At 35.0% G+C, this 17001-nt stretch carries 14 protein-coding genes; 1 reads left to right on the top strand and 13 read right to left on the bottom strand.

Features of this window, described 5'->3' with window-relative positions:
- Positions 1-158: 158 nt before the first annotated feature.
- The 3 genes from F6K15_RS31595 to tmk all read right to left on the bottom strand — a co-directional run bounded on the left by F6K15_RS31595 (position 159) and on the right by tmk (position 4127).
- Positions 159-1625 carry a family 10 glycosylhydrolase gene (locus tag F6K15_RS31595; protein ID WP_293069139.1) on the bottom strand — a complete coding sequence of 489 codons (1467 nt, stop codon included), beginning with the start codon at positions 1623-1625 and terminating at the stop codon, positions 159-161.
- A gap of 824 nt (positions 1626-2449) precedes the next feature.
- Positions 2450-3052, bottom strand: a complete 603-nt coding sequence (locus tag F6K15_RS31590; protein WP_293069137.1) for a glutathione S-transferase family protein — start codon at positions 3050-3052, stop codon at positions 2450-2452.
- Positions 3053-3461: 409 nt separating this feature from the next.
- Complete coding sequence (tmk, locus tag F6K15_RS31585) at positions 3462-4127, bottom strand: dTMP kinase (protein ID WP_293069135.1); 666 nt, start codon at positions 4125-4127, stop codon at positions 3462-3464.
- A gap of 323 nt (positions 4128-4450) precedes the next feature.
- Here tmk and F6K15_RS31580 point away from each other — a divergent pair, with 323 nt between their 5' ends.
- Positions 4451-4789: a hypothetical protein gene (locus tag F6K15_RS31580; protein WP_293069133.1), complete on the top strand. Its 339-nt coding sequence runs from the start codon at positions 4451-4453 to the stop codon at positions 4787-4789.
- A 185-nt stretch (positions 4790-4974) separates the two neighbouring features.
- On the opposite strand, the gene F6K15_RS31575 is transcribed toward F6K15_RS31580, so the two are convergent.
- The 10 genes from F6K15_RS31575 to F6K15_RS31530 all read right to left on the bottom strand — a co-directional run bounded on the left by F6K15_RS31575 (position 4975) and on the right by F6K15_RS31530 (position 16296).
- Positions 4975-7305: a cation-translocating P-type ATPase gene (locus tag F6K15_RS31575; RefSeq protein WP_293069131.1), complete on the bottom strand. Its 2331-nt coding sequence runs from the start codon at positions 7303-7305 to the stop codon at positions 4975-4977.
- A gap of 1125 nt (positions 7306-8430) precedes the next feature.
- A complete protein-coding gene (locus F6K15_RS31570; RefSeq protein WP_293069129.1) occupies positions 8431-9135 on the bottom strand; it encodes a hypothetical protein in 705 nt (234 codons plus the stop codon).
- Positions 9136-9149: 14 nt separating this feature from the next.
- Complete coding sequence (locus F6K15_RS31565; RefSeq protein WP_293069127.1) at positions 9150-9359, bottom strand: hypothetical protein; 210 nt, start codon at positions 9357-9359, stop codon at positions 9150-9152.
- Positions 9360-9546: 187 nt separating this feature from the next.
- Entirely contained in the window at positions 9547-9702 is a 156-nt protein-coding gene (locus tag F6K15_RS31560; RefSeq protein WP_293069126.1) for a hypothetical protein, read from the bottom strand.
- A 788-nt stretch (positions 9703-10490) separates the two neighbouring features.
- Complete coding sequence (locus tag F6K15_RS31555; protein ID WP_363269123.1) at positions 10491-10634, bottom strand: Ycf66 family protein; 144 nt, start codon at positions 10632-10634, stop codon at positions 10491-10493.
- 654 nt (positions 10635-11288) lie between these two features.
- Positions 11289-11504 carry a hypothetical protein gene (locus F6K15_RS31550; protein WP_293069124.1) on the bottom strand — a complete coding sequence of 72 codons (216 nt, stop codon included), beginning with the start codon at positions 11502-11504 and terminating at the stop codon, positions 11289-11291.
- Between the two features lie 129 nt (positions 11505-11633).
- Complete coding sequence (locus F6K15_RS31545; RefSeq protein ID WP_293069122.1) at positions 11634-11903, bottom strand: cupin domain-containing protein; 270 nt, start codon at positions 11901-11903, stop codon at positions 11634-11636.
- A 385-nt stretch (positions 11904-12288) separates the two neighbouring features.
- Positions 12289-12558, bottom strand: coding sequence for a cupin domain-containing protein (locus F6K15_RS31540; protein WP_293069120.1), 270 nt, complete (start codon positions 12556-12558; stop codon positions 12289-12291).
- 348 nt (positions 12559-12906) lie between these two features.
- Complete coding sequence (locus F6K15_RS31535) at positions 12907-13527, bottom strand: PAP/fibrillin family protein (protein ID WP_293069118.1); 621 nt, start codon at positions 13525-13527, stop codon at positions 12907-12909.
- Between the two features lie 546 nt (positions 13528-14073).
- A complete protein-coding gene (locus F6K15_RS31530) occupies positions 14074-16296 on the bottom strand; it encodes a DHH family phosphoesterase (protein ID WP_293069117.1) in 2223 nt (740 codons plus the stop codon).
- Between the last annotated feature and the right edge of the window lie 705 nt (positions 16297-17001).

Below are 17001 nucleotides of genomic sequence, written 5' to 3'. Positions count from 1 at the left end.
CCTATAACCTAATTCAAAAGTCAAAAGTTAAAAGTTAAAAGTCAAAAGTTAGAAGAATACGGGAGATGAGATTTTTATCCCCTACCTATAACCTAAAAGAAGGAGTCAGGAGTCAGAAGTCAGAATGAATATGTTTAATACCATTTTTAAAGTTAAATCTAAAAAGATGATTTAACTCTGTTTGCTGCTTTTTCTGGTTCTCCAGAAAGTGGGAAAACTAACACGCTTTTAATATTGGAATTATTAACTAATTCGTCAAGGCGGTGTAATTGTTTATCGGTAATACCAATACCGTCATATTGTTTGGCATAATTTAATTCTTCTTGAAAATTATCTTCATTATAAGCTTGAATAAAGACTCGATCTACTAACCATTTTTCCCAGTCTGCAGCAAAATATTTTTTTGCCCAATAAGGGTTATGATGACTAAGATCAAAACTAACTGAATTGTTGGCTTTTTTCATTTCTGTTACCATCTGCTTGGTAAAGCTTGTTAATTTCTCTGTTCGGTCTACTTTTCCTGGCAATTCTGCATGATATCCCAGATAATCATCCCATTGAACTGCATCAATTGTTGGATATTTTTTGACAAATTCAACTAAAATATTAGTAAAAAAGTTAGCTACTTCTTCTACTTCTACATCCAAGACATAATGCTCAATTCCATCGTAGGTTTTATCCACTCCAGGAACTATCCATTTTTTAGCAATTGCTAAGTCAAAAATCGGACTATTTTTATCAATTTTAATGCCTTTCTCGAAGTAAGCATGAACTTCTATTCCTTGTTTATGTGCTTCATCAATTAACCAAACTAACCATTGTTCATTAAATTCATTAGGACAGCTATTTGCTCCTAGTATTTGTTGCATTACTTCACTTTTGTACATTGTACAACCATTTCCCCAAACTCCATGAATTATAGTATTAAATCCTTGTTTTTTATAATAACGGACTCTTTCACGAATTGTTTTTTCATCCGCATTATTAGTTATGTAATAACGACTTAAGTAAATGCCTCTAATTTCTTTTTTATCCCAAGGAGTTAAAACTTTATCGTTGAGGGAATTATTATTAGGCTTAACTGGATTAACAATCTTTTTGTCGGCAGGAGTAGGTGATGGTGATTCTATTTTCGGTAAATCTGGTGGATTTTTGACGATTTCTGATGAAGATGATTCGGTTTGATTTGGGTCAGTTTCTTTTGATTTTAAAACAGTTTCTTTTTCAAGGGAATTATTATTAGGTTTAACTGGATTAACAATCTTTTCTTCGGCAGGAATAGGTGATGGTGATTCTATTTTCGGTAAATCTGGTGGATTTTTGACGGTTTCTGATGAAGATGATTGAGATGATTCGGTTGGAGTTGAGTCAGTTTCTTTTGATTTTAAAACAGTTTCTTTTTCGGTTGATGTCTCTTCCGATTTTAAATTTGGAATAGGTAGATTTGGAAATTTATCTTGGAGCCAATAAACCACTGAATTATTAAATACAAATTTAGAAAAATCGATATTATTTATGTGGAAAAACCACCAGTAACTTCCACCTAAAATGATCAAGAAAATTAGAATTTCTACAAAACAACCTGAATCAAAAAGACGAGAAGAATTATCCTTTTTTTTAGACATAGGTTCAATAATTGATAATTGATAATGGATAATTGATAATTAGGGCTTGCTGAATAAATCTCAAATAATTACCATATAAAGGTTTTAGACTTTTTAGGTATTGAAAAAATACATGGTTTTCAGCTCTTCATGCTCATGCATGGAGCGCATTTTTAGCGCATAGTTGGGCAAGAAAATTCTCCCCTACTCCCCTACTCCCCTTTTCCCCTCCTGGGAGGGGTTAGGGGTGGGTCCCCTACTCCTTAAAAAAGACTTTTTCAGCAGACCCTAATTACCTCTTCCTTTTACGGAGAGAATTGAATAAAAGGAAAATTTTTTCTCTCTTGGTCGATTGGATATGGCGAGGAGACCTTGCCATCCCTTGACCGCTTGTTTTTCCTTGAAAAGAGAGGCTTTAAACCTTAATTATTCGGTAAAATTTTAATAAATTTAGATGAGATTTTTTGATTTAGTTAATCTCAATCTAATTTAATCCCCCGAAATAATTATGTTATTACTAAATACATACAGCTTCTGATTTAAAAATTTCGGAAATTTATATTTAACTTAATATGTAAGCATTCAGCTATTAGCATTCAGCGGTCAGCTTTTCCTGTAAAATGCAATCAATTTCAGCTTTTTAATCAAGGAATTGCTCTTTTAACTTCTACTACATTTTTAACTCATAAATTGAACCACTAGAACTAGAAGTCTGAGTTATTAACATAAGCAATTTTGTAGCAGGAAATATATTAGATATGACTTAAAAGCTGATAGCTGATAACGCAGTTCCTCCGATAGGAGGCTAGCTGACTGCTGTTTGCGCAGCATGACCTAGGAAATGCTTACCTTAATATAGAACGATAAAGGGGTTGATTTTTGACTCTTTCTATCCAATTTTGGATTGCTGGAAATTGGTTTAAATTAAATCCTCCTTCATCAGCAACATGGGTATAAGCAAACAAACAAATATCAGCAATAGTGTAACTATTACCTACAAAAAATTGATGATTTTCTAGATGTTTTTCCATGACATTTAAAGCAGCATAACCTCCTGCTTGTTTTTGCTTAATTTCTGCTTGATATTCTTTTGCTTTTCCTAAAATACTTATCCAATAACGAGAGGTGGCAATATAAGGTTCATGGCTATATTGTTCAAAAAATAACCACTGCATAACTTGAGCTTTTTCCCATTTATCGGTCGGTAAAAATTTTGTTCCTTCACTGAGGTAAAAAAGAACTGCATTAGATTCAGATAAATATTTTCCTGGTTCTATTTCTAAAGTAGGTATTTTACCATTAGGATTTTTTTGTAAAAATTCTGGGGTACGACTTTCTCCTTTTGTAATATCAATTTCGATTCTTTCAAAAGGGATTTCTAACTGAGTTAACAGTAGACGGATTTTATAGCAGTTACCAGAGGTAGAAAATTCGTATAGTTTTAACATATAGCAATTCCCATGATGGTGAAGTACAAAATTCCTTTTTTTAGGGAGTAGGGAGTAGGGAAGTCAGAAGTCAGAAGTCAGAAGTCAGAAGTTAACCCACCCCTAACCCCTCCCAGGAGGGGAGGGAAAGTAGGGGATGCGTGAGCAACTCTCCAAAAATATTTCGCCTTAAAAGGTGGGGTTTTAGAACCATATTATTTTGATAAAAAATAAGAAAAACAACCATGCCTCAGTAACTTGAGGAATTCTATTTTAATATAAATACTTAAAAAAAATCTCTTTCCCTTTATGAGTTTAATACCTCACCGTTTACACGATGTTGACAATTGGTTGGGGTTTGAGTCCCCATCCATTTTTTCTTCCTTCTTCCTTCTTCCTTCTTCCTTCTTCCTTCTTCCTTCTTCCTTCTTCAAGTCCATTCTATTAATTTTTTCCTCAGAACTTCTTGAATTTGTTCTTGAATTTTATCTATGGTCAGATTAGCATCTATTCGTACTATCAAAGGATTACTTTTAGCTAATTCTTGATAGCCTTGTTGAACCCTTTGATGAAATTGAATATCTGCTTGTTCCATCCTATCAATTTTTCCCCGATTTTTAGCTCTAGTCAAACCAATTTTAACATCAATATCTAACCAAAAAGTTAAATCGCTTTTTAACCCTCCTGTAGCAATATAATTGAGTTTTTGAATTAAATCTAAATCTAAACCACGACCATATCCTTGATAAGCAATAGTCGAGTCAGTAAAGCGATCGCATAATACTATAGCCCCTTTTTCTAAATAGGGTTTAATCAAGTTTTCAATATGTTGAGACCTATCTGCTGCATATAGTAACAATTCTGCTCTTTCTTGAATTTGTTCTCCAGATATATCTGTATTTAATAGTAGTTCTCGTAAAGCTTTACCTAATTTTGTTCCTCCTGGTTCTCGTGTGACAATTACTTCTAAATCTATAAACTTTGAGAAAAGTTTGCTTGATTGTTTTTTTTCTAATAGCCAATCTCGTAAAAGTTGAATTTGAGTGGTTTTCCCCCCTCCTTCTACACCTTCAAAGACAATGAATTTACCTATCATTTTGCATTTTATCTAGGATTATTATCAATCAAATTATTCTATCATGCCTGGTTGAATACTTATAAATAAATGAACACTGGCACAGGAAAAATAAAGATATTTGCCGTTAAAGCGAGAGGATATGTTTTTTTTACGGACATAATATTATATTATTACCTATAGATAAAATATTAATTGATATTTGATATTTTTCTTTTAGCTTTAATACCCCGCACCTCATTAGCGGTGTTTACAATTGGTTAGGGTCTGAGTCCCCATCCACTTCTTCCTTCTTCCTTCTTCCTTCCTCAATTCAAATAATTTTTCTATTATTGGAGTTTTTTATGGCTCGCTATACTGGTGTATTTACTGTAGCTGTCGATGTAGAAAATATACAGTTAATTTTGACAGATATTCTGAGTTCTTGTGGTTTTGAAGTTGTCTATATTCGAGGCAATTATTTAATGGCTAGTGAAGTTCATGGTCAAGTAATTTTCTCTCAACTTGTTACTATAGAAATCAATGTTGCTATAGCAACTAATAGTGAAAAAACACGCATAAATATAGTTGTTAGAAATGAAGAAATTCCTTTAAAATCAGATAATCATTGCCGTCAAAAATTTGATTTGTTAAGTAAGTCGATAATAGAAAATCCTAATTGGGAATTGATCGACAGTATTTAATGGAGGAGTCATTTCAGTTATCAGTTATCAGTTATCAGTTATCAGTTATCAGTACCTCTGACTTTAGTCGGAGGCTTGAAATACTGAGGTGAGGATATATATTTTTTAATTTCTCCCACACTCTTCATCTCCCCAAATTCCCCTCCTGGGAGGGGTTAGGGGTGGGTCCCCATCTAACTCCTAATTCAACGAAATGTGCTACGCAGTAGTAAAGAGTTTGTCACAACACTCACGGAACTAAATGCCATAAAAGCACCCGCTGCAGCAGGGTTGAGAATAATACCAAAAGTCGGCAACAACACTCCCGCAGCTACAGGAATGCCCACAATATTATAGGCAAAAGCCCAAAATAAATTTTGACGAATTTTGTTGAAAGTAGTACGACTGAGTTTAATTGACTGTACCACATCCATCAATTTATCCTGCATCAACACAATATCAGCAGCTTCCACTGCCACATCTGTACCAGCTTGCATCCCAATACCCACATTTGCTTGAGCTAGAGCAGGAGCATCATTAATACCATCTCCTACCATTGCCACTTTTCCCGCATTTGACTGCAAAGAAGCGATCGCTTCTGCTTTCCCAGATGGTGCCACTTCTGCCAAAATATCCTTTAAATTTATATTTAACTGTTGTCCAATAGTTTCGGCAACAGAAGAGCGATCGCCTGTTAATAACATCACTCTTAAACCCATACTTTGTAAACGCTGCACTGTTGCTTTAGCATCATCCCGAAGCACATCACTAACTCCGATAACTCCAGCTAATATTCCATCCACAGCAATATAAACTGTTGTTTTGCCGTTTAAAGTGGGGATATTTTCAGCATTGACAACAATTTCATGGCTTTTCAACCATTCCAAATTTCCCACTAAAGCAGGTTTACCATCTACAACAGCAGATATTCCTAAACCAGCTTCGGTGTGAAAGTCTGTTGCTGTGAGTAATGAGATATTCTCTTGTTCAGCTTTTTGTAAAATTGCTTTTGCCAAGGGATGACTCGCACCACTTTCCACCGTCGCTGCAACTTGTAATAACCATTGCGGTTTATCTCCGATAATATCGGTAACGGTGGGATGACCTGTGGTTAATGTTCCAGTTTTGTCAAAGACAATAGTATCTAATTCATGTACTTTTTCCAGCACATCCCCACCTTTTATTAATAAACCTCTTTCTGCACCGACACCGGAACCTACTAATATTGCCGTGGGTGTTGCTAAACCTAATGCACAAGGACAAGCAATAACTAAGACGGCGATAGTTAATTTCAAACTTAATAATAGTGGGGAAGTGGAAGTGGAATGTGCCATCATCATCCCTTCATGGTCGGTCATCTGCAACACATTCGGCCAGATATTAGTACCTGCGAAATACCAAAAGAGGAAGGTTGCGGAAGCGATGGTCATTACGCCGTAGGTAAAATACCCTGCTACGGTATCTGCCAAATTTTGAATGGGTGCTTTGCGGGTTTGGGCGGTTTCGACTAATTTAACTATTTGAGCTAATGTAGTTTCCGAACCTGTGTGAGTTGCCTGGATAACTATAGCGCCTGAGTTATTGATAGTTCCGGCAGTAACTTTAGCACCACATTCTTTTGTTACAGGTATAGACTCCCCAGTCAGCATCGACTCATCTATTGTTGTTCTGCCATTACATATTTCTCCATCCACAGGAATTTTTTCCCCGGGCAATACTTGGAGATATTCTCCGACTTTGACTCGTGAAGCTGGAATTTCTACAGACTCAAAATTATTCTCCCCGTTTGGTGGTGGGATTAAATGTGCGGTGGCGGGTTGGAGTGCTATTAATGACTGGAGGGTAGATGCCGCTCGATATCTTGCTTGTTGTTCGAGGGTTTTGCCGAGAAGGATGAAACCAAGGATCATTACGGGTTCGTCAAAAAAGCATTCCCAACCTAATTCAGGAAATAGTAGAGCAACAATACTGGCAATGTAAGCGGTCATGGCACCGAGACCAACTAAGGTGTTCATGTTGGGAGCGTTTCGCCAAAGACTTTGAACACCGTCGATGATAATTTCGCGACCTGGTAGTAATAAAGCTAAGGTTGCTAATGCTGCATGAAACCAAATACTGCTCACAATGGGAATTTCTAGACCAATGAAGTGACCCAAATGTCCGATACCTGAGAGAATAATAAGGAAGGCAGCGATCGCTATCCGTCTAATTTGTTGTTTAATTTCTTGGTTATGGCGCTCGGTTTGTTTTTTGGTTGCGTCTATTTCGGAGGTGTCGAGACGTGGTTGAGTAGGGAAACCATTATTTGTGAGTTTTTCGGCGAGGGTGTTTGGATCGATCGCCCCTGTTTCGCATTGGACGGTTGCTACTTCGGTTGCGAGGTTGACTAGAGCGGAGATAACCCCTGTTTGTTGGGTGAGTTGGCGTTCGACTGCTTTGACACATCCGGCACATTTCATCCCACTGACATCAAGGGTGATGGTTTCCGCTGGGGAGCGATCGATATTTGTTGTTTCTGGTTTGGAGGCAAGTTGCATAAAATTTTCTCTACTAATTTTAAGACTTACGCAAAATTCTCTTTTATTTTATACGTCATATAGTAGCTAAAATGGTGCCCTGCGACGGATTTTTAAATATCTTTGAAAGCTTATATTTGCCGTCTAACACACTCTACTGGACTGACACAGCTAAAATAATGTAATAAGCGTAGGTTTGGTTGACCAAAGGAAACCCAACGATCGATCGTGCTTTTTGGGTATATCCGCGCCGGATAAGCCACCCTAACACTTTGTTCTACAAGGGCCTACATTTTTAAGCGTGTAAATTTACTACTACAAAAGGTGGAATTGTTGCGTGAGTCCTATATTTTATTAAGCGTTTACTTTTTTAATATAGAAATAAAAATAGCGATCGCTCCATAGTTAACTTAATTTTTTAACATTTTCTTCAGGCAGCTTTTATTTATTAATTCAAATTCAATTAAGATTTAATATTATTTATGTCCGGATAATTAGTGATGAAAAAACTTTCTCCTCTTGTTCCATCTTTTTCCTTCATTCTTCTATTTTTGTTTCCTTCTGAGGAGGTAACTCTTTTTCCTTATTTGTTCTCAAATTCAACCCTCCTGATGACTCTGGTCGTTATTTATAACTATTCAACCGGACATCATATAACCTACTACCTCAAACCTATCACCTAAAACCTAGCACCTTCTTCATAAGCTAGATAAGAAGCATTCAATAATGAATAATGAATAATGAATAATGAATAATTACCTCTCCTTGAAAAGAAGAGGATTGACAAAGAGATGAAAATTTTTATTTATTATCCCCTTAAAAGGGGAGGCTTTAAACCACAATTTTTCGGTAATAACATTTCCGACATTTAGAGGCTCCATAGATAAAATTTTATTTTGAGATATAAATAAATTTATCCTGGCAACAAAATTAAATTTCCCGTTTTCTTAACTCTAAACCCATACCTTCCCGACGAGTTCTGAGGTCATAATAAACCACAGCTTTTATCCCTTGCCGAAATGGTAATAACAAAAGATTATCTAATACCAAATTCAAAAAAGGTAGTTACATCTTAATTTGTGATTTATTCCTAAAAGAAAAAATTATAAATTCCATAAATTCTAAAATTTTCACCTTTTTTCCTCTTTAATATTTATGTTTTTCTTTCCCTGTTGCCTTCCGGAGCTGTTGCCAGATGAGCTGTGTCGTCACGCTTTGCAATATTTTATGAAATTGGTATAATAAACCAATGATATATCGAATTAAAAATGATAGTATCTGAAAACTTGGGTCGGTTGATGGAGTCGGAACTGTAGTTAGTAAAATGCCTTTAATTTCTGTGGCAATAATTTGTACAATTATACCAATGGGAATTGTTATCAAAACTCCTACTATTAATATCACAAAAATCCGCCCTACATATCCTTTAATTAATTCCCAACTACGTCCTATGGTTTGAGTTGCTGTAATATTTTCTTCAACAGCCAAGGGGATATCAATAATAAAAAAACGAATTAATAATCGCAAATAGAAGTTCAAAAAAATGGGGAAAAGAATAATTACAATTAAACCTAAAAATGCTAGAATTCCAACAATTTGTTGAGCAGGATTTTCCATAATAGCAGTGAGAATACCAGCAACAATTCCTATCACCATAGAAAAACAAAGCCAAATTCCCATTTCCATTAAAAACAATAGAAACAACGCTAAGAAAAAAGCCCATATTTTAGGAGCTATAATTCGTCTAGCTTCACGCACTGTTTCTGGTTGATTTACTAATTCGCCGAATACCAATCTAGCAATTATCGCACTATTAACAATTGATTTAGCCGAACAATATAAAAGTAGCAATAGCCAAATAGGAATTAGTAGTAAAAAAACAAGTTTTCTGGCTGACCATACATAAAAAATAGAGGTACAGGAATCAAAGCTAAAAATGGCAATAAAAACCATAAATTTGCTCGAATAGATACACCAAAATATGACTTAAAATTATCCCGATAAATTCTTAAACCAGCACTAAAAATATTTTCTACATTCAGAGGATCTATAGGTGGAGTTTTATTTTGAGACATAATTAAATTTATTCAAATTAATTAAAGTGCAAATTTTAATTGTTATTTTCAACTATACCAATAGTAGCTATTAGGAAAATTGAATGAATATTAACCGTTGGATTCGACATCGGGGAAAAAATTGGCAGCTTTTAGACAGTTTATTAAGAAAATTGGAAAAGAAGGAACTAAAATCATTGCCAGCAGCTTAAATTCGGGAATATGCACCATATTTATCTGGAGTACGACTATAAGTGGAGCTGTTTCTTAGTAGATTATTTGCTGGTGCTGAAAAAATAGTAATTATAATAATTCCAATTAGAGCGACTCCTCCAAATAACCAGAATTTATTAGTTTTTTTCATTGTTAATTTGCCGATAAGCTTGTTGGCATTTTTGAAATATTGAAGCAGAAACTTCAGCGTTACCAAATAATGACTACTGATGCGTCATAAATAATTTTTGATATGGTTGGGGTTGAGATAATTCTTGAATTAATTCTAGATATTCTCCATCAGTGCGACTGGGTTAGTTGGGAATAATTTCTCTATCGTTTAATCTTTGTAACATTGTTTTTGGAAATAATCTATCATTTTATTAATAGTTTAGTTAGAGAAAATTTTATTTACTTTTATCATTTCTCTTATGGGTTTAATACCCCACAGTCAACGGGAGTGCTTAAAATTGTTTGGGGTTAGTAGACACGAAGTGGCTATTCGTTGACATCCCCATACAATTTTCACGTCACGCATAGCTGCTGTTTTAGATAACTAAAGCCTTCTGCTGTTCTAGATAACTAAAGCCTTCTACCTTCTCTTCTGCCTTCTTCAATTTGATGGCATCATGAAGACTAAGTTAGTAAAGTTCATAGTTTTTACTTCTGTCTACTCAAGATTTTTTTGTAGTACCTTAATCACTTCACTTTCGTAGGTTAGATTGAAGTAATAAACCAAGTTATAGAGTTATAGAAAATTAACTTACAAAAAGGTAGTAGTTTTCCTAACACCAGCATTTCTGGAGAGACACAAATAATTTGTTATTACATAGAAAAATTATTATCTACTTTGATCTTTAGATATTTAGGAAAAATACTTAACAAGTTTCAGACTTTCTATCTCTGTTATTCAATATTTTTTTTGAGTATCGAAGCAACTTACTTAGATATATCTTTAATCCCCAAAAATATAGATACAGTAATTAACAAAAACATAGCAAAAGATAATATTGGGTCGAGCCTCCACCCCTGAAATAACAAAATTCCTCCACATAATAGCACTGCGGTCGGAAAAAAAATCATAATAAATATCCATTGAATAATTTGAAAAACTTTTTGATTAGAAACAAAATTGTATAGAAAAGTTTTAATTAACAAAAAGACCAATACAATATGTAACAAAAATATAACAAAAAATAATATTGGGTCGAGCCTCCATCCCTGAAATAATAAAATAAATCCACACAATAGCATTGCGATAGGAACAAAAATCCATTGAATAATATCAAAAGCTTCTCTAGATGATGCTTTTTTTCGGGATTAATTCAAAATTAATAGGGCTAGCAACATATCTAATAACGCAAGTAAACTCTGAAAATTTAAACCAAGATTTAGCATTTTATATTCCTTCGATTATTCAGATAAAAGCTAATATATAGACTTAACGAGGTCACAACTCAGATAGGGGAGCCGTCGGATACAAATTTTAGAAAAGTCAATATTAACTGAAAACTGCTCAAATTCTGACTTCTGTAGGGAGAATTTAGGACTGAATGCTATGCAAAGATGAATTATATCATGTTCGGATAATTATTTATAATAAAGTTTTTTGTTTGTAGTTGGGCTTTAGCCCCTACAATACCTAGTATTAGGACTAAAGTCCAACTACGACCTTAATTATAACTGTTCTACCGTTAGCGTAGCTCCCCCGGAGGGGGAACATGATATTACTTCTACTCACTCCCTCCTTCGTTTTTTCCACATTGATTCGTTTTTCATAGCATTATTATCTAATACCATTACATCAGGAATATAAGCATATTTATCGGAATCTATGGCTTTAATTAGCCCCTGTCGAGGGATAAAAAAAGGTAAATTCAGGCGTTTAATTTTCACACCTAATTCCAAAGCTAGAAAACCAGCTACTTTTTCGTTATTTCCAGTAGGTTGCACTTTAACAATCTTATTTATCAGAGATGATATTAGAGATATAGCAGTCGAAGGAAAGGTTAAGACATATCAAAAGCTTAAAACTCAGACAACGCAAAATTTTTCCTTATTTCTTCTTCCTTCTTCCTTCTGCTAATAAATATGAATAGCAAGCCAAATTGTTTCTATATTTGCATCGGTTGAAATAATTTTATGTGGGGTTTTAGCTGGTATAAAAATATGACTATCTTTGACTAATTTTGTTGTTTTTTGATTGATTTCTAATATGGTGGAACCTTGAAGTAATGTTACCCATTCATCTTCATCTTGAATAAATTCTTCACTTACGAAATTAGGGGGTGAAATTATTTTATTAATTTTGACATTTTTATGTGATAGTAATTTTTTTAATGTCTCTTCCATGATTTTTAATTACAGCAGTTTTCATTTGGGTAAACCACAGTAGGGGCGAATGGCATTTGCGTTCCGCAAAGCTCCGCTTTATATGTTGCGGAGCAAAACGCCCTTACAGGGTTTTGGTTGTAGCGATGTGGTTTATCAATCTGAAAAGCGCTGTAAGGTTGTGGGTGATAGGTTTTAGGTATATAAGTAGGTAAGTGGAAAAATTTACAACTATGTTATTGCGACTGGAACGGAGTGGAAGGAAGCAATCTCAAAGGTTTCAATTACATTTAAGAAATATCATCAAGTTTAAAACTCAGACAACACCAGATTTTTCCTTCTTCCTTTATAAGATAACTAAACACCCTCTTCCTTCTTCCTTCTTACTTCTTCCTTCTTCCTTCTGCTAATAAATATGAACAGCAAGCCAAATTGTTTCTATATTTGGATCGGTTGAAATAATTTTATGCGGGGTTTTAGCGGGGATAAAAATATGACTATCTTTGACTAATTTTGTTGTTTTTTGATTGATTTCTAATATGGCGGAACCTTGAAGTAATGTTACCCATTCATCTTCATCTTGAATAAATTCTTCACTTACGAAATTAGGGGGTGAAATTATTTTATTAATTTTGACATTTTTATGTGATAGTAAATTTTTTAATATCTCTTCCATGATTTTTAATTAAGGTGGTGGGTATTGATTAATGGATAATGGATAATTACCTCTGGTTAAAACAGATAGGATTGAATGTAAGGAAATATTATTTCTTTTTTCTCCTCGAAAGGGGAGGCTTTTAACCCGAATTATTTAATTAATAATTATTAATTATTAATTTTTCGGTAAGTTGTAGGTTTTAGGTCTTATAGCAGTCGCCATTACTGTTAGGAAATATCATCAAGTTTAAAACTCAGACAACACCAGATTTTTCCTTCTATCCAAGAATAAGATAACTAAACACCCTTTTCCTTCTTCCCTCTTCCTTCTTCCTTCTGCCTCCTGCCTCCTGCCTCCTGCCTTCTCCTATACAACTTTATTCAGAATAAATAAACTTTCATCGCCTCCACGTCCAATTCTTAAAGTTTCGTCTAAATAAGTAATATCTAATGTAGCAACTCTACCTTGAGGATTATTAGCTGCTACAACTTTAAAAGGATTTAGTTTAGGAGTATTAATACCAACAATTTTTTCAATTGCCAAATAACGTTTATCAAAATAAACATTGATGCGTTTATCTGCTAAACCAGACTTATCAATAGCAAGTTCAAACCTAGCAGTTACTTTTACATTTCCTAATATGAATTTCAGAGGATGTTGTACTTGGGCTTGATTAAAAAATACTTTATTAGCAACATCAATTACTTGATAAACTTTACCTACTTGTAAACCCAATGGTAGGGAATCTAAAGAACGAATTTCTCTAGCTGTAGAGTATTGCAGTTGCCAAGTTCCATCTAATAAATTAGTAGCGTTTCGGAGAGGTTGAGGATGAGGATTGAGATTTTCTAAGTCTATTGTTAACTGTTCAATTTCTGCAACTAAAGTTTTATCTAACTTCAAATTCGTTACAGGAGAACCATCATTCTTAGTTTGAATATTTTTGATTGTTGCTTGTAATTTTTCTTTCAATAGTTGATTATTCATTTGATTAAATATTTGTAAAATTTCAGGAGTTAGGAGTCAGGAAAAAGGAAAAATGATAGTGGAAATTACCGAATAATTAATAATTAAATAACTAAATAATCCAGTTTTATTAGCCTCCTCTGGAAAGGGGAAAAAGCGGTCGAGGGATGACGAGGTTTCCTCGCCATATCCATGAGACCAAGAGAATAAATTTTTTTCTTATTGGTCAATCCTCTCCCTAAAAGGGAGAGGTAATTATCCATTATCCATTATCCATTAATGAAAGGGGGTTCCACCTTGGTGAGGTACACCCCGAAGCGAGCAAGATGCTCGCACTGGGAACATTTAATTTTTCATATCTGTACTTCATATACTTGGAATTTGCTGTATCTAGTGCCACTACGAGGAAATTAAAAGTCTTATGGGCGAATGCCATTTCCTAAGGTCATGCTCCGCAAACGCCCCTACAGATGTTGGTTTAAAGGTAAATTTACGTAAGTCTTGTTTAGTAAAACATTCCTTCTTCTTTCTTCCTTCTTCCTTCTTCCCTCTTGCTTCTTCCTTATTTTATAACTTTAAAGCACTCATGGCTGCTTTAATTAAATTATAAAAACGAGCATCTGAAACATCTACTTGTTTGGCACTATTACGAGTTTTACCTAACAAACCTATTTTTTGTCCCTGTTGAATTGCTAATACTTCTCCACGAGAATTTCTAATTCTTAATTCCTTCACATTTCCTATTTGATAAAGACTGCAACTGTAAAGGCGACTATTGTAAGAAAATTCTGCTTTTTGAGGAAAATTTTGAGGCGAAGTTTGTGAATTCCTAGAAACTTCCATTGGCAAACGTACTCCTAATAATTCCAACTCAATATTACTCTGACCATTCCAAGTATTTTCCCGCATTTTATAAGCAATATCTACCACCGAAGGTAGAGGAAAATAATCGCCCCAACGCCAAGCGATCGCCTGAATTTTTTCTCCTTTAATTAAAGTTAATTTAATATGCCCTTTACCCACAATTCTTTGTTCATAAATTTTGACATTCCCAGTCAAAAATACAGGGTCTTTATTTTCAATTCCACAGGGATGAAGTAAATCTATTTGACGATATAAATTAAAATTTAATTCCTTAATTTCTGCCTCCGCATCAATACTAATTAACGGTTTTAGATGATTAATTTCTAAACATTGATGAGCAAACTCACTCAGACGGGAACGAAACTTATCCAAATTTTCTGCCGAAAAAGAAAAACCTCCCGCCGCTCTATGACCCCCATACTTTCCTAATAGCTCATCGCAAAATTGTAACGCCTCAAAAACATGAAATTCAGGAATGCCACGAGCAGATCCACGAATTATTTCTTCGCCCTCCTCCTCATAAGTGCCAATAAAAACAGGCACCCCATAACGCTCCACCAACCGAGAAGCAACAATACCAATAACACCATGATGCCATCCTGGTTGCACCACCACTAAAACCCTTTCCTCCTGTAAATTTATCTGACTTGACTCGCACCAAGCGATCGCCTCTTGTTCAATTTCTTCACATAACAGTTGTCTTTTCTGATTAATTTCTTCACATTGCATCGCTCTTTCCAAAGCTATTCCCATATCATCAGTAGTCAAAAGTTCAATCACAATTTGTGGGTCAGCAATACGTCCCACTGCGTTGATGCGGGGGCCAAGGCGAAAACCAATATCATCAGGTTTAAGAGATTTTTGATTATCTTTTGATTTTGGGTTTAATACCTCGCCGTCTACAGACTGTTGAAAATTGCTTGGCGTTTGAGTTCCCTCTTCCTCCCCCCTTTCAAAGGGAGACAATGGGGGATACCCTCTTCCCTCTTCCTTCTTCCCTCTTCCTTCTTCATAAGTTCCCTCTTCCCTCTTCCCTCTTCCTTCTTCCTTCTTCCCTCTTCCTTCTTCCTTAGCTTGAACACCAGATACTTGAATTAATGCTTGCACTCCTGGTAACTGAGAGTGAGGCAAATATTGTAACCCCCGTTTCACCAAGCGACGGTTTACTCCAGTTAGAGGTGCCAAGTCAGCAATAGTTCCTAGGGTGAATAATTCTAAAAGTGGCTTAATTAAACCTTGGTGTTTTCCCAAACGTTGCGCTAGAGATACTGCCAAAATGTAAGCAACCCCCACTCCTGCCACACCGCGATAAGGAGAAGTTTCTGAAATGAGTTTAGGGTTAAGGATAGCGTGAGCTGGTGGTAGTTTCGGTGGAATGTCGTGGTGGTCGGTGATAATGACATTTACACCTAATTCCCTTGCCCTAACAATAGGTTCATAAGCAGCAATACCATTGTCTACAGTGAGAATGAGACTTACTCCTTCCTGATGAAATTCCTCAACAATGCGTTGGTTGATGCCGTAACCTTCCTGCATTCGACTAGGGATAGCATAGTCAACTTTTGCCCCTAGATGTTTGAGAGCGCGCAATAATAAAGCAGTACTGGTCATGCCATCTGCATCATAGTCACCACAAATAGCAATTTTTTGTTGTTGAGAAATTGTAGATTGTAATAAGTTGAGACTAATATCTAAGTCGGGAAATTCTTGTATTGGTAGAGGTAGTTTTATTGACTCAGGGTCTAAAAATGCCTGTGCTTGTTCTATAGTAGAAATATCCCGGTTAATTAATGTCTGGGCAATTAGGGGTGATATTTCTAGAGTTTTGGCTAGTTGTTTAGTTATTTCTGGTTGCTCTGGATATATTAACCACCTTTGGTTAGGTAGGTTTTGCTGTTTTGGTGGAAGGGGGAAATTATCTTGCATATTATTTAGAAGGAAGAAGGAAGATGGAAGAAGAAAGAGGGAAAAAAAGGAAAAAGTGCGGGCATCCTGCCCGCGAATACGGGAGCAAAGGAATACGGGAGCAAGATGCTCCCACTACCGTGTCTCGTAACAAATATACAGGACTTACGCAAAATCTTAGGTCATACACTATCTGTAGGGGCGAATGGCATTTTTCCCTACTAGATATGACGCTTGGTGCGTAAGTCCTGAAATATAACTACAATGCACTACCACCTTAATTGTTTATATTCAGAATCATATTATACCAAGCTTGAAAAAAGAATACTTAACTTAAGTGAAACTTCAATTATCAAGTAATTAACACGCTAATTCAACAATTAATTATTAATTATTAATTATTACCTACTCCCCCGCTCAAAAAAATGCAGCAAACATTTATCACGCTTAGTATTATTAGGAGGAAAAATGTTCAAAACTTTAATCAGACAAAAATATTTAATATTGAGAAGCAATACTGTTCCGGAACACTTATCACCAATGCTTGCTTCATTGATTAAAAAGCTGAAATGCTCAATTGCTGAAATACTCATAGCTTAATTATTAGGAGGAAAAATGTTCAAAACTTTAATCAGACAAAAATATTTAATATTGAGAAGCAATACTGTTCCGGAACACTTATCACCAATGCTTGCTTCATTGATTAAAAAGCTGAAATGCTCAATT

The sequence above is a fragment of the Okeania sp. SIO2B3 genome, from assembly GCF_010672525.1.
Classification (GTDB): domain Bacteria; phylum Cyanobacteriota; class Cyanobacteriia; order Cyanobacteriales; family Microcoleaceae; genus Okeania.
Note: the sequence above shows the minus strand (reverse complement) of the source record. Positions and strands in the feature narration are given on the sequence as shown.